At 64.1% G+C, this 15,506-nt stretch carries 20 protein-coding genes; 13 read left to right on the forward strand and 7 right to left on the reverse strand.

Annotated features, from left to right (window positions below):
- Window positions 1-73 precede the first annotated feature (73 nt).
- The 5 genes from ACVIIV_RS34200 (at window position 74) to ACVIIV_RS34220 (ending at window position 2,374) form a co-directional block, all read left to right on the forward strand.
- Entirely contained in the window at window positions 74-625 is a 552-nt protein-coding gene (locus tag ACVIIV_RS34200) for a DUF4142 domain-containing protein (RefSeq protein WP_456748116.1), read from the forward strand.
- Between the two features lie 109 nt (window positions 626-734).
- On the forward strand, window positions 735-863 hold the full coding sequence (locus ACVIIV_RS34205; RefSeq protein WP_456748117.1) for a hypothetical protein: 129 nt from the start codon (window positions 735-737) through the stop codon (window positions 861-863).
- 100 nt (window positions 864-963) lie between these two features.
- Window positions 964-1,551 carry a phosphatase PAP2 family protein gene (locus ACVIIV_RS34210; RefSeq protein WP_456748118.1) on the forward strand — a complete coding sequence of 196 codons (588 nt, stop codon included), beginning with the start codon at window positions 964-966 and terminating at the stop codon, window positions 1,549-1,551.
- Window positions 1,548-1,895: a DUF3147 family protein gene (locus ACVIIV_RS34215; protein ID WP_456748119.1), complete on the forward strand. Its 348-nt coding sequence runs from the start codon at window positions 1,548-1,550 to the stop codon at window positions 1,893-1,895. Before ACVIIV_RS34210 ends, ACVIIV_RS34215 begins: the two co-directional genes overlap by 4 nt.
- Window positions 1,895-2,374 (forward strand): hypothetical protein, encoded by a 480-nt coding sequence (locus tag ACVIIV_RS34220; protein WP_456748120.1) that lies wholly within the window; start codon window positions 1,895-1,897, stop codon window positions 2,372-2,374. Before ACVIIV_RS34215 ends, ACVIIV_RS34220 begins: the two co-directional genes overlap by 1 nt.
- A gap of 4 nt (window positions 2,375-2,378) precedes the next feature.
- Here ACVIIV_RS34220 and ACVIIV_RS34225 read toward each other — a convergent pair whose 3' ends face one another.
- Entirely contained in the window at window positions 2,379-2,546 is a 168-nt protein-coding gene (locus ACVIIV_RS34225; RefSeq protein ID WP_456748121.1) for a hypothetical protein, read from the reverse strand.
- 172 nt (window positions 2,547-2,718) lie between these two features.
- On the opposite strand from ACVIIV_RS34225, the gene ACVIIV_RS34230 reads away from it, so the two are divergent.
- Window positions 2,719-2,967 (forward strand): hypothetical protein, encoded by a 249-nt coding sequence (locus tag ACVIIV_RS34230; RefSeq protein ID WP_456748900.1) that lies wholly within the window; start codon window positions 2,719-2,721, stop codon window positions 2,965-2,967.
- A gap of 143 nt (window positions 2,968-3,110) precedes the next feature.
- Here ACVIIV_RS34230 and ACVIIV_RS34235 read toward each other — a convergent pair whose 3' ends face one another.
- Together ACVIIV_RS34235 and ACVIIV_RS34240 are read right to left on the reverse strand one after the other, a co-directional pair.
- Window positions 3,111-3,317, reverse strand: a complete 207-nt coding sequence (locus ACVIIV_RS34235) for a hypothetical protein (RefSeq protein ID WP_456748122.1) — start codon at window positions 3,315-3,317, stop codon at window positions 3,111-3,113.
- Window positions 3,318-3,613: 296 nt separating this feature from the next.
- Window positions 3,614-3,811 carry a hypothetical protein gene (locus tag ACVIIV_RS34240; protein WP_456748123.1) on the reverse strand — a complete coding sequence of 66 codons (198 nt, stop codon included), beginning with the start codon at window positions 3,809-3,811 and terminating at the stop codon, window positions 3,614-3,616.
- A gap of 93 nt (window positions 3,812-3,904) precedes the next feature.
- On the opposite strand from ACVIIV_RS34240, the gene ACVIIV_RS34245 reads away from it, so the two are divergent.
- Complete coding sequence (locus ACVIIV_RS34245) at window positions 3,905-4,429, forward strand: DUF4142 domain-containing protein (protein WP_456748901.1); 525 nt, start codon at window positions 3,905-3,907, stop codon at window positions 4,427-4,429.
- A gap of 6 nt (window positions 4,430-4,435) precedes the next feature.
- On the opposite strand, the gene ACVIIV_RS34250 is transcribed toward ACVIIV_RS34245, so the two are convergent.
- The gene (locus ACVIIV_RS34250) at window positions 4,436-4,732 is read right to left on the reverse strand and encodes a hypothetical protein (RefSeq protein WP_456748124.1); all 297 of its coding nucleotides are present in this window, start codon (window positions 4,730-4,732) and stop codon (window positions 4,436-4,438) included.
- Window positions 4,733-5,022: 290 nt separating this feature from the next.
- On the opposite strand from ACVIIV_RS34250, the gene ACVIIV_RS34255 reads away from it, so the two are divergent.
- Together ACVIIV_RS34255 and ACVIIV_RS34260 are read left to right on the forward strand one after the other, a co-directional pair.
- Window positions 5,023-11,319: a HAMP domain-containing protein gene (locus tag ACVIIV_RS34255; RefSeq protein WP_456748125.1), complete on the forward strand. Its 6,297-nt coding sequence runs from the start codon at window positions 5,023-5,025 to the stop codon at window positions 11,317-11,319.
- 13 nt (window positions 11,320-11,332) lie between these two features.
- Window positions 11,333-12,820: an HWE histidine kinase domain-containing protein gene (locus ACVIIV_RS34260; protein ID WP_456748126.1), complete on the forward strand. Its 1,488-nt coding sequence runs from the start codon at window positions 11,333-11,335 to the stop codon at window positions 12,818-12,820.
- Here ACVIIV_RS34260 and ACVIIV_RS34265 read toward each other — a convergent pair.
- Window positions 12,817-13,038, reverse strand: coding sequence for a hypothetical protein (locus ACVIIV_RS34265; protein ID WP_456748127.1), 222 nt, complete (start codon window positions 13,036-13,038; stop codon window positions 12,817-12,819). The genes ACVIIV_RS34260 and ACVIIV_RS34265 overlap by 4 nt on opposite strands.
- A gap of 141 nt (window positions 13,039-13,179) precedes the next feature.
- Between ACVIIV_RS34265 and ACVIIV_RS34270 the strand changes: the two genes are divergently transcribed.
- Both ACVIIV_RS34270 and ACVIIV_RS34275 read left to right on the forward strand, forming a co-directional pair.
- Window positions 13,180-13,437, forward strand: a complete 258-nt coding sequence (locus ACVIIV_RS34270) for a hypothetical protein (protein WP_456748128.1) — start codon at window positions 13,180-13,182, stop codon at window positions 13,435-13,437.
- A gap of 94 nt (window positions 13,438-13,531) precedes the next feature.
- Window positions 13,532-13,774 (forward strand): hypothetical protein, encoded by a 243-nt coding sequence (locus ACVIIV_RS34275; RefSeq protein WP_456748129.1) that lies wholly within the window; start codon window positions 13,532-13,534, stop codon window positions 13,772-13,774.
- Between the two features lie 197 nt (window positions 13,775-13,971).
- Here ACVIIV_RS34275 and ACVIIV_RS34280 read toward each other — a convergent pair whose 3' ends face one another.
- Window positions 13,972-14,193 carry a hypothetical protein gene (locus tag ACVIIV_RS34280; protein ID WP_456748130.1) on the reverse strand — a complete coding sequence of 74 codons (222 nt, stop codon included), beginning with the start codon at window positions 14,191-14,193 and terminating at the stop codon, window positions 13,972-13,974.
- A 115-nt stretch (window positions 14,194-14,308) separates the two neighbouring features.
- On the opposite strand from ACVIIV_RS34280, the gene ACVIIV_RS34285 reads away from it, so the two are divergent.
- Both ACVIIV_RS34285 and ACVIIV_RS34290 read left to right on the forward strand, forming a co-directional pair.
- The gene (locus ACVIIV_RS34285) at window positions 14,309-14,503 is read left to right on the forward strand and encodes a DUF3072 domain-containing protein (protein ID WP_100233984.1); all 195 of its coding nucleotides are present in this window, start codon (window positions 14,309-14,311) and stop codon (window positions 14,501-14,503) included.
- A gap of 88 nt (window positions 14,504-14,591) precedes the next feature.
- On the forward strand, window positions 14,592-14,888 hold the full coding sequence (locus tag ACVIIV_RS34290; protein WP_456748131.1) for a DUF6496 domain-containing protein: 297 nt from the start codon (window positions 14,592-14,594) through the stop codon (window positions 14,886-14,888).
- A gap of 6 nt (window positions 14,889-14,894) precedes the next feature.
- Here the strand turns inward: ACVIIV_RS34290 and ACVIIV_RS34295 are convergent, their stop codons facing one another.
- Window positions 14,895-15,257 carry a hypothetical protein gene (locus ACVIIV_RS34295; protein WP_456748902.1) on the reverse strand — a complete coding sequence of 121 codons (363 nt, stop codon included), beginning with the start codon at window positions 15,255-15,257 and terminating at the stop codon, window positions 14,895-14,897.
- Window positions 15,258-15,506 lie beyond the last annotated feature (249 nt).

The following is a 15,506-nucleotide window of genomic DNA, read 5'->3' on the forward strand; positions in this document are numbered from 1 at the left end:
CCTCGGCTTCGGCGACGTGTTGATCGGCGCAACGCGCGGCAGGAAGCTGCGCCCCACCCGAAGGGACCGGACCATGAAACGTACCATCATCGCCCTGGCCTGCGTGCTTTTTGCAAGCCCCGCGCTCGCCCAGTCGCTGGGCGAGAAGACCGGCGTCAACTCGGCACTCGGCGTCGCGCCTACTACGGCCGACTTCGTCAAGGAGGTCGCCATCAGCGACATGTTCGAAATTGAATCGAGCAAGCTCGCTGAGCAAAAGGGCAACGCCCAGGAGAAGAGCTTCGCACAGCGGATGGTGACGGACCACACCAAGACCAGCACCGAACTGAAGGGCCTCGTCGGCGATGGCAAGGTACAGGCGACCCTGCCCACGGCCCTCGACAGCTCGCACCAGAGCAAGCTCGACAAGCTCAAGAGTACGACGGGCAAGGATTTCAGCTCGAACTACAATTCCTACCAGGTCAGCGCCCATGAGGATGCCGTCTCGCTGTTCGAACGCTACGCCAAGGGCGGCGACCATGCTGCGCTGAAGGACTGGGCCGGCAAGACGCTGCCGGCGTTGAAGCACCACCTCGATATGGCGAAGGAGCTCGGCAAGGCGCCGAGCGTCGGTCAGTCCAAATAGGCTCGTAAGTCGACATCCAACGAGGACGCCGGCTTGGCCGCGTCCTTCGCGCGTCCTAGCAACGGTGCCAGTCTCCGCGTGTTGAGATCTCGACATCGCGGGGAGCATCATGACGCAGCAAGACAAGACTTCAATATCCCGCCGGCACGTCGTCCACGCCGCGAGCGCAACGCTCGCGGCGGCTTCGCTGGCGACGGGCCAGGTCTATGGCTCCGTCGGCGGATCCGGGCAGCCGTAGTCGCGGCGCTGCGGGCTGATGCCCGCGGCTGGAGCTCAGGAACCTTCTTTGTCTCCGGGCTTTACAAAACCGTCATGGAGGAAATCTCACCGGCGGACCGATGGCGCTCGCAACAGTCAAACCCACCCGGATCGATACGGCGGTCGCGAACGAGATCGCACAGAACACCAATTCAGACCTCGAGCACGCCGCCCAAGCAATGACCTGGGGTGCCGACGAGCACGTGCTGGTCGCGATCGCTGCGGCGGGATGGCTTTACACCCGTCTCCGGCATCCGCAGCGGCGTCCCGTTGCCGATCACGTCCTGGTGGTCTCGCTGGTGACGGCCGTATTGCCCCACGTCTTGAAATCCTTATTCGATCAGACGAGGCCCGACCGGCTGACTGTTAGCGGCCACTGGCGCGGCGTTCCTTATTCGGGGCGTCCCCGCGACGCGTTTCCCTCAGGTCACGCTGTGCATATGGGCGCCCTTGCCTCGGCCGCCGGCCTGTTGCCACCGGCCTCGCGCCGCTTGGCGCGCTCACTCGCGGTAGCGTTGTCGCTGACGCGCGTGGCGCTGCTCGCACACTGGACCAGCGACGTGGTGGCAGGCTTCACACTTGGCATCGTCGTCGAGCGACTGTTCAGGCCGCTCACGCTGGCGAAGTCACGGCAGCAGCGGCCCGAAGCCTCGCGGGTACGGCCATGACGGAATATCTCGTGCGCTTCGTCGCCGGCGGTCTGATCGTATCCGTCTTCGCAATCTTCGGTGACATGCTGCGGCCAAAGAGCTTTGCCGGGCTGCTCGGCGCGGCGCCGTCGGTCGCGCTCGTCACCCTCGGCATCGCCGTGGTCCAGCACGGTTCGCAATATGCTGCGGCCGAGAGCTGGACGATGATCTATGGCGCCATCGCGCTCGCCTGCTACAGCCTCGTCGTCTGCCACCTCCTGATGAGATTCCGTCTCGGCGCGCTCCCCGCCACGATCCTCGCCTTTGCCGCATGGCTCGTGGTCGCCTTCGGTCTCCTCGCCGGTTTGGGAGGTGCCGCCTGATGCTGGTCAAGCTATCGTCATCGGCGCTGAAGCAGACGCGGTGGTACGAATACGTCGTTCGCTTCGTGCTCGGCGGCTGTGCGACGGTACTCGCGGGAGCCATCGGCTCGCATTTCGGCGTTTCTGTCGGCGGGCTTTTTCTTGCACTTCCGGCGATCTTCTGTGCCAGCGCGACGCTGATCGAAAGCCACGAGCGTCACGCCAAGGAGAAGGCCGGCCTGAGCGGGCGGCGTCGCGGACAGAAGGCCGCGGCGCTCGATGCCGCAGGTGCAGCACTCGGCAGCATCGGTCTCGCGACGTTCGCCGCGGTCTTCCATGCCACCGTCGGGGCAAGCGTCGCATTCGCTTTCATCGCCGCGTTGACGGTTTGGGCAACCGTTTCCGTGTCGGCCTGGTGGCTCAGGCGTAAGCTCCGTATTGTCACGCACAAATCGCGCCGCTCGACTCACTCGCCATCGGCAAAGGGCTCTCCCTCGTGAAGCCTTAGCTCGCCTTCGCCACCGTCGAAGTCCTCGATTGCGGCGGCTGGAGCCCTGGGCTGTTGGCCCAGCGCTCGACCTGATCGATGACCTTCTGGTGGCTTGGCCGCACCGGCTCGGGCGCTTCGGGCTCTTCGGAAAGCTTGCGAGGTAACCTGACTTCGTCCGTCATGGACTTTCTCCCTTTCGGGAAAAATGCACCACGGCAGGATACGTTGCTAATATAACCCATTGTTTATACTATGTATTTCTACTCATATCGAGACTTTGTCGTCTCTGGAGGAACTCTCGCCAAGTTGGTTCGTTGAGTAAACTACTCAATCTACTCAATTTGCGTGATCGCCATGAAAGACCTTCGCGCCGAGCGCCTTCAGGTCATGCTCTCACCGGAAGAGTTGGCCGCCATTGACGATTTCCGGTTCAAACACCGCATGCCGACGCGGGCGGCAGCGGTCCGCGAACTCCTCAAATTCGGACTGGACGCTGTGGGCGTCGATGCCGCCGCCGGCGTGAAGTCAAGCAGCTTCGGCGTGTTCGGCCGCGGACCTGACGGACATACTCACGGGGATCCGGAGAGCAGCAGCGGCAGCTGACGCACAGAAGCCCTCCATAAGCAAAACGGCCCCGGCACGGGGATGCCAGGGCCGTCCTTGGAGATTGCTTCCGGCGCACCGGGGGCATGACAACCGGAAGCAATCCGTCGACTCTTCCCGCGGGAATTCGTTCCTCGTCAGAACTAGCCTGTCGCGTCGCTCGAGCCGTCCGGCATCACGCCGGAGCCTGGCGTCTTGCTATTGTCGTTCAGCTTGGGATCGCGCGTCGCTTCACGCGAGGGCGAGCCTTTCGGATTCTCCGTCTTGTGCACGGACTGTGCACGCTGCTTGTCGCGCGGCTGCTCCTCCGCACGCTTGTCCTTGACGATGCCATGGTCGGAATGGGCCATGATGGGCTCCTCCTGGTGTCTCGGAGCGCTTACGCACCGCGGCGTCGAATGTTCCGATACAGAGCTAACTGCGCGTCGCGTGGACAGCAGCAGATGCGTTCTCGAGATGCACCTGCCGCACTGTCGTCACCGTCGCGAAAGCGACTGAGACGCCAAAGGCGAGAATGAGGGAAAGAAGAGCCAGACGTGGAGCCATCGCCAAAACCTCCTTCTGAACTGCAAATCGACGCAATCGACGGTTCCCGGATCATCCCAAATCAGTTGCTTGCCTTCCGTGCGCGGTCTCACACCCAGATTCACACTTCTCGCTTCGGCGCAACGGTGTGGAGCGGAACGGGCGGGATTTCGCCATCGAGCCAATCCTGCTCGTTCGCGAGCGCCGTCCAGGCGTCAGCCATGCGCGAATAGCGTTTGTGGGCGGGTTGTCCGTCGGCTCGCTCGGCAAGCTGAAGACAGTTGTCGGCGTTATCCCTGAAGATGTCAGACTGTTTCATGTGGAGGACGTGGGGACGGAACTCTCGCGTCGCAACCCGCTTACCGCATCGTAATGTGCAGGGAACTTCGCATGCCGTTTGTCATTGATATCGATGCGAGTTGTTGCCCGAGTTGTTGCCGCCGTCATCCTGGCATTCATCAGCGTTCCGGCTCTTGCCAACAGTACCGGCGAGCGGAAGCCTGACGAACGGCAACTGACCGCCGTTGAGGTTATCAGCTGCGTCTACGATTTCGGCCGATTTCAACAGGGTCTTCTTGAGAACACCGACCTCAAGGGCAATGCGGAGGTCAAGAATCTCGCCGCCCTGCGCGCCGAGGAAGCGGCCAAGCGTGACAAGAGTCTGAAGGAGATCCAGGAGGCAATTGGCGCCGAACTGCACGTCGGCAGGGCAACATCCTCGACCGCGAGCCTCGTCCTGCCCGAAATGTCGGATGGTCCAACCTACGTCAGAAGCTTCTATGCCGCGCAGATTCCCGAGTATGAATCAATCATCAGCCTGCTTGAGCGCTATCTGAAGGCGCCCGACAACACAGCGCTCGCAGCGTTCGCGCGCGAGCAACTCCCGAAGCTGCGCTCGCAGGTCAGGGACGCGGAGCGCACCATGGCGGACAAGTAGCCGCCTCTACCTGTCGTTCGGATGATGTTGCTGGCTCTGCGGCCGCACGGTGCGGTCGCTCTCCGGCATCTTGTCCCGGCCCGCATCGCCAGTGTCGTCCTTGCCGCCCGAAGATGATGTGCCGCTGCCGCTCGGATTCGACCTGTTGGCCGTCCCGGTGGTCGGTGTTTCCGCCCGCGGATTGGCTGAGCTTGCGGCGGGGTCGCCGGTCACAGCCCCGCGCCCGCTGGGCGCACCGCCCTGCCCGAAAGCCGGTCCCGCGGCAAACACGATGACAGCGATGGCGGCAAATCCTGCTTTCATCTCCGTTCTCCCTGTCTTTACGGGCTAACCGTCGGGTGCGGCACTCCGTTCCGAACAGTGAATCCCCGGGGATGGACAAGCAGAGCGGCGGGGCCCCGAGGGCATTTCTTTTCTGAGTGGCGTGGAACCAATTCTAGGGATCATCGTTACTTCAACCGGGCTGAGCAAAGCGGGTTCCATGTCCTAGCGCCGCACCTTGGCGCTTGATTTCGAATTTGGCTGACGCTCTATTTCATTTCGACCAAACGCGTCGTGCCTCGGATTCGGCCGATGCTTGCGGGGGAATCAGTATGAGCGACCTCGATCCCGGAACTGCATCACGGTCCGGTCGTCGCGTCCCAAAGCCACCAACCAACGGTACGTCGGAGCCGGATTCCCGGGCGGAGCTGTTGCTCGCCTTGCAGGCGATGCGCAGCGGGGACTTTTCGGTGCGGATGGGTGGCGACTATCTCGGCATAGACGGCAAGATAGCCGACACTCTGAACGAGATCATCGCCGCCAACCAGCGCATGGCGCAGCAGCTTGAGCTGGTCGGCCAGGTGGTAGGGCGCGAAGGCAAGACCCGCCAGCGCGTGAAATTCGGCCTCGCCTCGGGCTCCTGGGCCGACATGGAAGGTTCCGTCAACACGCTGATCGACGACCTCTTGTGGCCGACGCGCGAGGTGACGCGCGCGGTCGCCGCCGTCGCACAAGGTGACCTGCTCCAGACCGTCAAGCTCGACGTCGATGGCCGTCCGCTCGGCGGCGAGTTTTTGCAGTCGGCGACCATCGTCAACACCATGATCAAGCAGCTCGGCGTGTTCACCTCCGAGGTGACGCGCGTGGCGCGCGAGGTCGGCACCGAGGGCAAGCTCGGCGGCCAGGCCCAGGTTCCTGAGGTGACCGGCGTCTGGAAGGACCTCACCGAGAGCGTCAACTCGATGGCGAACAACCTGACCAACCAGGTTCGCAACATCGCCGAGGTGACGATCGCGGTCGCCAACGGCGACCTTTCCAAGAAGATCACTGTCGACGTCCGTGGCGAGATCCTCCAGCTCAAGGAAGCCATCAACACGATGGTGGACCAGCTCCGCTCCTTCGCCTCCGAAGTGACGCGCGTGGCGCGCGAGGTCGGGACCGACGGCAAGCTCGGCGGCCAGGCGATCGTGCCCGGCGTCGCCGGCACCTGGAAAGACCTGACCGACTCCGTCAACGCGATGTGCGGCAACCTGACTGCACAGGTGCGCAACATCGCCAACGTCACCACCGCCGTGGCGCGCGGCGACCTCTCGCGCAAGATCACCGTGGACGTGCGCGGCGAGATCCTGGAGCTGAAGGACACCATCAATACCATGGTGGACCAGCTCAACTCGTTCGCTTCGGAAGTGACGCGCGTCGCGCGCGAGGTGGGCACGGAAGGAAAGCTCGGCGGCCAGGCCCAGGTGCCCGGCGTGGCCGGCACCTGGAAGGACCTCACCGACAACGTCAACTTCATGGCCTCGAACCTGACCGCGCAGGTCCGCAACATCGCCGACGTCGCGACCGCCATCGCAAGCGGCGACCTCTCGAAGAAGATCACGGTGAACGTCTCGGGCGAGATCCTTCAGCTGAAGGAGACGCTCAACACCATGGTGGACCAGCTCAACGCCTTCGCCGGCGAAGTCACGCGCGTCGCCCGCGAGGTCGGCACCGACGGCCGGCTCGGCGGCCAGGCCAACGTGCTCGGCGTCGCCGGCACCTGGAAGGACCTGACCGAGAGCGTCAACTCGATGGCCTCGAACCTGACCGCGCAGGTCCGCAACATCGCGGAGGTGACGACGGCGGTCGCCGGCGGCGACCTGTCGAAGAAGATCACCGTGGACGTGCGCGGCGAGATCCTGGAGCTGAAGGACACCATCAACACCATGGTGGACCAGCTCAACGCCTTCGCCGGCGAAGTCACGCGCGTGGCGCGCGAGGTCGGCACCGAAGGCAAGCTCGGCGGCCAGGCGGTGGTGCGCGGCGTCGGCGGCACCTGGAAAGATCTCACCGACAGCGTCAACTCGATGGCCTCGAACCTGACCGGCCAGGTCCGCAACATCGCCGAGGTCGCGACGGCGGTGGCGAAGGGCGATCTGTCCAAGAAGATCACGGTGAACGTGTCCGGCGAAATCCTTCAGCTGAAGGAAACGCTCAACACCATGGTGGACCAGCTCAACGCCTTCGCCGGCGAAGTCACGCGCGTCGCCCGCGAGGTCGGCACCGACGGCAAGCTCGGCGGCCAGGCCGACGTGCCCGGCGTCGCCGGCACCTGGAAGGATCTCACCGACTCCGTGAACTCGATGGCGGGCAATTTGACCGCCCAGGTCCGCAACATCGCGGAAGTCGCGACCGCGATCGCCGGCGGCGACCTGTCCCGCAAGATCACCGTGGACGTGCGCGGCGAGATCCTTCAGCTCAAGGATACGCTGAACACGATGGTCGACCAGCTCAACCGCTTCGCGGGCGAGGTGACGCGCGTCGCGCGCGAGGTCGGCACCGAAGGCCGCCTCGGCGGTCAGGCCAACGTGCCTGGCGTGGCCGGCACCTGGAAGGACCTCACCGATAGCGTGAACTCGATGGCGGGCAACCTCACCGCCCAGGTCCGCAACATCGCCGAAGTGACGACCGCCGTGGCGCGCGGCGACTTGTCTCGCAAGATCACCGTGGACGTGAAGGGCGAAATCCTCGAGCTGAAGAACACCATCAACACCATGGTGGACCAGCTCAATGGCTTTGCCGGCGAAGTCACGCGCGTCGCCCGCGAGGTCGGGACCGAAGGCAAGCTCGGCGGCCAGGCCGAGGTGCCCGGCGTCGCCGGCACCTGGAAGGACCTCACCGACAACGTCAACTTCATGGCCTCCAACCTGACGGCCCAAGTCCGCAACATCGCCGAGGTCGCGACCGCCATTGCCGGCGGCGACCTCTCGAAGAAGATCACGGTGGACGTGCGCGGCGAGATCCTTCTCTTGAAGGACACGCTGAACACCATGGTCGAGCAACTCCGCTCCTTCGCCGCCGAAGTCACGCGCGTGGCGCGCGAGGTCGGCACCGAAGGCCGGCTCGGTGGCCAGGCCGTCGTGCCCGGCGTCGGCGGCACCTGGAAGGACCTCACCGACAACGTCAACCTGCTCGCCGCGAACCTCACCACGCAGGTCCGCAACATCGCCGAAGTCACCACGGCGGTCGCGCGCGGCGACCTCTCGCGCAAGATCACCGTCGACGTGAAGGGCGAAATTCTCGAGCTGAAGAACACCATCAACACCATGGTGGACCAGCTCAACGCCTTCGCCGGCGAGGTCACGCGCGTGGCCCGCGAGGTCGGTACCGAAGGCAAGCTCGGCGGCCAGGCGCAGGTGCCCGGCGTCGCGGGTACATGGAAGGATCTCACCGACACCGTGAACCTGATGGCGGCGAACCTGACCGAACAGGTGCGCGGCATCGTCAAGGTCGTGACCGCGGTGGCCAACGGCGACCTCAAGCAGAACTTGACGATGAAATCGCGCGGCGAGGTCGCCGCTCTCGCCGACACCATCAACAACATGACCGAGACGCTCGCGACCTTCGCCGACCAGGTGACGTCGGTGGCCCGCGAGGTCGGCGTCGAAGGCCGTCTCGGCGGCCAGGCCAACGTGCCCGGCGCGGCCGGCACCTGGAAGGATCTCACCGGCAACGTGAACCTCTTGGCGGCCAACCTCACCTCACAGGTGCGCGCGATCGCAGAAGTGGCGACCGCCGTGACCAAGGGCGACCTGACGCGGTCGATCCAGGTCGACGCCCGCGGCGAGGTGGCGGAGCTGAAAGACAACATCAACACGATGATTACGAATCTCCGTCTGACGACGGACGTCAACACGGAGCAGGACTGGCTGAAGACCAATCTCGCCAAGTTCACCAACATGCTCCAGGGCCAGCGCGACCTCACGACCGTCGGCCGGCTGCTGCTCACCGAATTGTCGCCGCTGGTGAACGCGCATACTGGCGTGATCTACCAGGTCGAGAACGAGAACGATCCGCAGCTCCTGCTGCTCGCCTCTTACGCCAGCGACGGCGTCTACCCCTATCAACCCGTGCTGCAGTTCGGCGAAGGCCTGATCGGCCAATGCGCCTTCGACAAGCGGCCGCGTGTCGTCTCCGACATTCCGTCCGACGTGGTGCCGATCAACTCGGCGTTGTTCCGCGTTGCGCCGAAAAACCTGGTCGTGCTGCCGGTCCTGTTCGAAGGTCAGGTCAAGGCCGTGATCGAGCTCGCCTCGCTCGTCTCCTTCACGACGTCGCAGATGACGTTCCTGGAACAGCTCACCGACTCCATCGGCATCGTGCTCAATTCGATCGAGGCCACGATGCAGACCGAAGGCCTGCTCAAGCAGTCGCAGCAGCTCGCCGGAGAGCTGCAGACCCAGCAGCGCGAATTGCAGCAGACCAACGACCAGCTCGAGCAGAAGGCACAGCAGCTCGCCGAGCGCAACGTCGAGGTGGAACGCAAGAACCAGGAGATCGAGCAGGCCCGCCGTGCGCTCGAGGAGAAGGCGACCGAGCTCGCGCTGACCTCGAAATACAAGTCCGAATTCCTCGCCAATATGAGCCACGAGCTGCGCACGCCGCTGAATTCGATCCTGATCCTCGGACAGCAGCTCAGCGACAACCCGGACGGCAACCTCTCGGCCAAGCAGGTCGAATTCGCCCGCACCATCCACGGCGCCGGCACCGACCTGCTCAACCTCATCAGCGACATTCTCGATCTTTCCAAGATCGAGTCCGGCACGGTGACGGTCGACGCCGAGGAGATCCTGACCGCGAACCTGCTCGAGACCGTCGGCCGGCCGTTCCGGCACGAGGCAGACAACCGCAATCTGTCGTTCAAGATCGACGTCGATCCGAACCTGCCGCGCAGCATCGTCACCGACTCCAAGCGCTTGCAACAGGTCCTGAAGAACCTGCTCTCCAACGCCTTCAAGTTCACCGCCGAAGGCGAAGTGCGCCTGAACGTCGCCGGCGCGGTTGGCGGCTGGGGGACCGATCACCCGGTGCTGAACACCGCGCCGGCCGTGATCGCCTTCGAAGTGTCCGATACCGGCATCGGCATTCCCCTGGAGAAGCAGAAGCTGATCTTCGAGGCGTTCCAGCAGGCGGATGCCGGCACCAGTCGAAAGTATGGCGGCACCGGACTCGGGCTCGCGATCAGCCGCGAGCTCGCGAGCCTGCTCGGAGGCGAGATCCATCTGCGCAGCGCGCCGGGCAAGGGATCGTCCTTCACGCTTTATCTGCCGTTGAAATATTCCGGCCCGACGCTCGCGCCGCGCGCCGCGCCAACGCCACAGCAATACAGCCAGCCGCCGGCGCTGCAGCCGGCCGCGCCTGACCAGCAACGCGCCATCGAGCAGCTGCCCGACGACCGGCTCAATCTCGAGCCCGGCGACACCATCCTCCTGATCGTCGAGGACGATTCGCACTATGCCCGCGTGCTGGTCGATCTGGCCCGTGACAAGGGATTCAAGGTTCTGGTCGCCGCCCGCGGCGCCGAGGCCCTGGAACTCGCCAAGCAGTACCAGCCGACGGCCGTCTCGCTCGACGTGTTCCTGCCCGACGTGCTCGGCTGGACCGTGCTGAGCCAGCTCAAGCACAATCCGCTCACCCGCCACATCCCCGTGCAGATCATCACGCTCGACGAGGATCGCCAGCATGCGCTGGCGCGCGGCGCGTTCTCCTTCGTCAACAAGCCGACGACCACCGAGGGCGTCTCGGCCGCACTGACGCAGATCAAGGAATATGCGCGACCGCGGCGCAAGCGGCTCTTGATCGTCGAGGACAACGAGGCCGAGCAGCTTTCGATCCGCGAGCTGCTGCACCACGACGACATCGAGATCCTGACCACGGATACCGGGGCCGGCGCGCTCTCGACGCTGCGCGAGCAGCCCTGCGATTGCGTGGTGCTCGACCTGCGGCTGCCCGACATGAGCGGCTTCGAGGTGCTCGACCAGATCCGCAATGACGAGGCGCTGTCGAACATCCCGGTCGTGGTGTTCACCGGACGCGAGCTCTCGGCGGAGGAGGATGCCGAGCTCCACACCATGGCGCGCAGCATCGTGGTCAAGGGCGTGGAGTCGCCGGAACGCCTGCTCGACGAGACTGCGTTGTTCCTGCACCGCGTGATCACGGAGCTGCCGGTCGAGAAGCAGCGTATGCTGGAGAAGCTTAACAGTTCCGACGAGGACCTGATCGGCAAGACCGCCCTGCTCGTCGACGACGATGCCCGCAACATCTTCGCGCTGTCGAGCGTGCTGGAACGACGCGGCATGAAAGTGCTGACGGCGACGACCGGCAGCGAGGCGGTGACACTGGTCGAATCCAATCCGGACATCGCGATCGTGCTGATGGACATCATGATGCCGCAGATGGATGGCTATCAGACCATCGGCGTGATCCGCGAGAACCCGGCATGCGCCCGTCTCCCGATCATCGCGTTGACCGCCAAGGCGATGAAGGGCGACCGGGAGAAGTGCCTCGAAGCCGGCGCGTCCGACTACCTCGCCAAGCCCGTCAACACCGACCAATTGCTGCTTGCGATCCGCATGTGGCTGCACCGCTGAGTGGGATCCGCGAATGGACCACGAAAAGGTCAATATCCTCCTCGTCGACGACCAGCCCGCCAAGCTGCTCGCCTATGAGGTGATTCTGAAGGATCTCGGCGAGAACCTCGTGATTGCCTCCTCGGGGCGCGAGGCGCTGGAGGTGTTGCTCAAGACCGAGATCGCAGTGATCCTGGTCGACGTCTGCATGCCCGAGCTCGATGGCTTCGAGCTCGCCGCGATGATCCGCGAGCATCCGCGTTTCCAGAAGACCGCGATGATCTTCATCTCGGCCATCCAGGTCAGCGACATCGACCGGTTGCGCGGCTACGAGATGGGCGCGGTCGATTACGTGCCGGTCCCGGTCGTGCCGGAAGTGCTGCGCGCCAAGATCAAGGTGTTTGCCGAGCTCTACCGCAAGACGCGGGAGCTCGAACGGCTGAACCACGAGCTGGAGGACCGCGTCCGCGCACGCACCGCGGAACTGGAGAGCTCCACCGCCAAGCTGCGCGAGAGCGAGCAGCGGCGCAGCATGGCGATCGCCGCCGGCAAGATGGGATCCTGGGACTGGGACTGGATCAGCGGCGATTGGATGTGGGACGAGGGGCAATACCGCATCTTCGGCGTCGGCCCCGAGAGCTTCGAGGTCAATCCGGCCAACGTTCAGGCACTGTTGCATCCCGATGACGTCGATCAGTTGCGCAAGGCGATCGCCGAATTCAACAAGGGCACGCGCGCCTATGAGACGGAGTTCCGCATCGTGCGGCCCGACGGCGAGGTGCGCTGGTGCGTCGGCACGGCGGCCGCGACGGTCGACGAGAGCGGGCGCGTGGTGCGCGTCAGCGGCGTCACCGTCGATATCACCGAGCGCAAGCGCGCCGAGGAACGGCAGAATCTCCTGGCGCGGGAAGTCGATCATCGCGCCAAGAATGCGCTGGCGCTGGCGCAGTCGATCGTGCGCCTCACGCGGGCCGACGAGGTCAAGGCCTATGTCAACGCCGTCGAGGGGCGCATCAATGCGCTGGCGCGCGTGCACACCATCCTGTCGCTGTCGAGCTGGCAGGGCGCCGAGCTCTCCAGGCTGATCGACGAGGAGCTTGCGCCCTATTCGCTCGGCGACCAGATCAGATTGGCAGGTCCCGAAGTTCAGTTGCTGCCGGCAACGGCCCAGACGCTGGCGCTCGCACTGCACGAGCTCTTCACCAACTCGGCAAAGTATGGCGCGCTCTCGACTCGATCGGGGCGGCTCGCGATCGGTTGGCAGGTCGAGAACGAGCTGCTCACGCTGAGCTGGGAGGAATCCGGCGGTCCGCTGGTCATGACACCGAAGTCGCGCGGCTTCGGCACGCGGAGTTTGCTTGCGAGCATTGAGTCCCAGCTTGGCGGACAGGCGCAGTTCGATTGGCGCGCCGAGGGCCTGTTGTGCCGTCTGGAGGTGCCGTTGATACGCAAAACGGCGATCTCCGCTCTCGGCAAGTTCGACACTGCCGGCTCCGCCGAATTGCAGCGCGCGTCCGGTTAACCGGACGCCGCGCTCGTCATGCGCTGAGCGATCCGCGGTTCGCGCGCGACGCGTCCTTCGAGCCAAGCTTCCGTTCGGGCGAGATCGCGCAGCGCCCTGGCATAGCGGCGAGCCGCGCTCCGCTCCGCGCCACGCGGGAGCTTGCGCGCCTTGCGCAAGATGTCCGCGGCCGCGTTGCGATAGGCCAGCGAGCGGTAAAGAAAGACTACCTTACCCATATCGATATTCCCGTTTTGATGGCACCCATCCTCGCAAGCCCGGCATGAACGTCGGATGAAGCCAGCGATGACAAATTCTTTCAATCGAACGGAACCAGCGAATCGCGCGCGCGTTGGCATGCCAGTTCGGGATGCAGTCCCATGCGCACCAAGAAGTCGTCCGAGCTGATCTCTGCCAGCGGCCTTATCAAGCTGATGACGCACGCAATGATGGGCGCAGCCCTCGGCCTCGCCTTCAGCCTCACGCTCGTCCTGTCCAATCCAGCCGTGGCCAACCTACTGAATAACGGCGGAAGCCAGGCCGCTATGGTCTTCGCCCTCACCTTGGTGACGACGTTCGCGATCGGCGCGACGCTGACCGGCGCCGTGTTCATCCTCGTAGAGGACAAGCAATCTTGAAGCATGCGTGACGCGTGGGAGATGCTTTGTTCGGAACTCCTGCGGCGAATAGCGGTTGGCTGCCTGCGTCAATTTAACTCAGGGAGTTTCCCGCATGAAGACGACCAAGCTCGCTCTCGCCGTGATGTTGGCAACCGGCCTAGCCGCCGCGCCGTTCGCCGCCCAGGCCAAGTCGCAGAAGGCCAAGCACGGATCCTCGATGTCATCGTCGCAGACCACCGGCGCCAATACCAAATCTTCCAAGGGCGCAGATCCTTCCGGCCAAGGCGGCTCTGGTCCCGGCTCCGATCAGGGCGGCACAATGACGAACAAAGGCGGCATGACCAAAACCAAATAGGCGCTCCCTGGTATTCGTGAGGGCTCCGCCATTGCGCGGGGCCCTTGCCGCCTGATGCTCGACGCTGGGGGCTGTCAGCATCCAGCATCCACAAGCTCCGGCACTCGCGTTGCGCGCACGTTCAACCGCGATCGCGGTTCGGCGCGCCGTTGCAATATCCGGTCCGGCTCTTCCTCCGCCGCGCGCTTCCAAATATCTCAGCGGCGCCCGATCGCCCGTACGGGGTTGCCGACTGTCTTCACGGGACGAACGCGCACCCGGTCACGGACGTCAGGCAGAACATCGCTGCCACCAGCCGCCTTCCATTCGCTGATCAGGAGGTTGATTTTCCGGCGCAGATCCATCTGCGCCAGGGCCCTTTCTGTGCAGTCGCAGTCGCGCTCGACGAGGTCGCGCACCGACGCCTCGACGTCGGCCATCTCAAGCCTCAAGGCCCTGATTTTACGTCGAATTTCATTAATTCTGTTGTCCATGGCTTGTTAGAACAAAATAAGAACATATAGTCAAGTCACGATTTCAAGACGGAGGAGCGACATGCAGGTTCAAGGTAAATACGACGCCAGGGTTTTTCTGAGCGAGCAGATGACGCGAGCGCAGGGGCTGAGGCTGAAACGGCTCAGCGAAGAGGCCTATCAACCCACCCAATATGCGCGGGATCTGTCTTTCAGCGAGGCCGCACGGCGCATCCAGGCTCTGGAAGCGGAGATCGAGCTGGCGAACTCCTTCTAGGCTGCGGCGCCCGCCTGGAACGTTGCATCCGCGCTCCCCGGAACCATGGCTGTGCCGAATGGTTTTCTTCGGCCAAGGGAGAACATGCATGGCACGCAAGGCAAAGAAACGCCGCTACTCACGCAGCTCCGGCAGCGATGTCGAAAGCGAGATGCGGCGCTACAAGAAGGGGACCGCGAAGAGCGGCCGTGGCGGACGCGGCGGCCGCGTGAAGAGCCGCAAGCAGGCGATCGCGATCGGACTGTCGAAGGCGCGCAAGAAGGGCAAGAAGGTCCCGAAGAAAGCTTCGAAGCGAAAGAGCGCCAAGAGGACGTCCCGGACGTCGTCGAAGAAGTCGTCGTCGAAGAAGTCGTCGAAGCGCAAATCCAGCAAGCGCTCACGCTGACCAGTGTCAGATCATGCTCCCCGGCATGAAGCAGCGGATCGAAATCCCGAACGCAGTCTTCACCGGCCACACCATGGTGCGGCCGGCCCGGTTCGGCTCGGTGATGACGGCTTCGTCCGGCACCTCGATCCACTGCCCGTCGAGACGCACGCGGTAACGCCCGTTGTGCGACTCCCAGTCGGGATCGGCAACGGCGAAACCATCCGCATCCGAGCAACACGGACCCAGATGGCTGCGCAGGCTGTCGAACCATGGCTTCAGGGGCGAGTCGGCGTAGCGGCCGTCGTCGCGCCCGAGCGCGCTTCCGCCCCAGAGCACCAATGGCGCCACGAGCAGCGCACTCCTCAGCGAGAGCTTCAATCGATCCATGTCGGCACCGATCAAATGTGAACCACCGGCCAGTTCCACAAAGCGCCGGGAAGGTTCGAAGTTCCACGCTTGCAACCCGAGTCCGCTGCTACGTTGCAGCAGAGCAGAGAGGCAGCCCGGAACTGTGACCAGCGAACACGGCTTTTTCGGACGCACCGGATCATCATTCCTGCTGCTAACGAGAATGTTATCGGGGTCTTTGCTTGATTGCGCATGCGAAAGGCGGCCCGAGGGCCGCCTTTTTGGATT

Source organism: Bradyrhizobium sp. USDA 4354 (genome assembly GCF_054060315.1).

Bases quoted from the DNA above. Each gene is read 5' to 3' on its own strand.
- ACVIIV_RS34200 (WP_456748116.1), top strand. From the start codon at position 74: ATGAAACGTACCATCATCGCCCTGGCCTGCGTGCTTTTTGCAAGCCCC.
- ACVIIV_RS34205 (WP_456748117.1), top strand. From the start codon at position 735: ATGACGCAGCAAGACAAGACTTCAATATCCCGCCGGCACGTCGTCCAC.
- ACVIIV_RS34210 (WP_456748118.1), top strand. From the start codon at position 964: ATGGCGCTCGCAACAGTCAAACCCACCCGGATCGATACGGCGGTCGCG.
- ACVIIV_RS34215 (WP_456748119.1), top strand. From the start codon at position 1,548: ATGACGGAATATCTCGTGCGCTTCGTCGCCGGCGGTCTGATCGTATCC.
- ACVIIV_RS34220 (WP_456748120.1), top strand. From the start codon at position 1,895: ATGCTGGTCAAGCTATCGTCATCGGCGCTGAAGCAGACGCGGTGGTAC.
- ACVIIV_RS34225 (WP_456748121.1), bottom strand. From the start codon at position 2,546: ATGACGGACGAAGTCAGGTTACCTCGCAAGCTTTCCGAAGAGCCCGAA.
- ACVIIV_RS34230 (WP_456748900.1), top strand. From the start codon at position 2,719: ATGAAAGACCTTCGCGCCGAGCGCCTTCAGGTCATGCTCTCACCGGAA.
- ACVIIV_RS34235 (WP_456748122.1), bottom strand. From the start codon at position 3,317: ATGGCCCATTCCGACCATGGCATCGTCAAGGACAAGCGTGCGGAGGAG.
- ACVIIV_RS34240 (WP_456748123.1), bottom strand. From the start codon at position 3,811: ATGAAACAGTCTGACATCTTCAGGGATAACGCCGACAACTGTCTTCAG.
- ACVIIV_RS34245 (WP_456748901.1), top strand. From the start codon at position 3,905: ATGCGAGTTGTTGCCCGAGTTGTTGCCGCCGTCATCCTGGCATTCATC.
- ACVIIV_RS34250 (WP_456748124.1), bottom strand. From the start codon at position 4,732: ATGAAAGCAGGATTTGCCGCCATCGCTGTCATCGTGTTTGCCGCGGGA.
- ACVIIV_RS34255 (WP_456748125.1), top strand. From the start codon at position 5,023: ATGAGCGACCTCGATCCCGGAACTGCATCACGGTCCGGTCGTCGCGTC.
- ACVIIV_RS34260 (WP_456748126.1), top strand. From the start codon at position 11,333: ATGGACCACGAAAAGGTCAATATCCTCCTCGTCGACGACCAGCCCGCC.
- ACVIIV_RS34265 (WP_456748127.1), bottom strand. From the start codon at position 13,038: ATGGGTAAGGTAGTCTTTCTTTACCGCTCGCTGGCCTATCGCAACGCG.
- ACVIIV_RS34270 (WP_456748128.1), top strand. From the start codon at position 13,180: ATGCGCACCAAGAAGTCGTCCGAGCTGATCTCTGCCAGCGGCCTTATC.
- ACVIIV_RS34275 (WP_456748129.1), top strand. From the start codon at position 13,532: ATGAAGACGACCAAGCTCGCTCTCGCCGTGATGTTGGCAACCGGCCTA.
- ACVIIV_RS34280 (WP_456748130.1), bottom strand. From the start codon at position 14,193: ATGGCCGACGTCGAGGCGTCGGTGCGCGACCTCGTCGAGCGCGACTGC.
- ACVIIV_RS34285 (WP_100233984.1), top strand. From the start codon at position 14,309: ATGCAGGTTCAAGGTAAATACGACGCCAGGGTTTTTCTGAGCGAGCAG.
- ACVIIV_RS34290 (WP_456748131.1), top strand. From the start codon at position 14,592: ATGGCACGCAAGGCAAAGAAACGCCGCTACTCACGCAGCTCCGGCAGC.
- ACVIIV_RS34295 (WP_456748902.1), bottom strand. From the start codon at position 15,257: ATGGATCGATTGAAGCTCTCGCTGAGGAGTGCGCTGCTCGTGGCGCCA.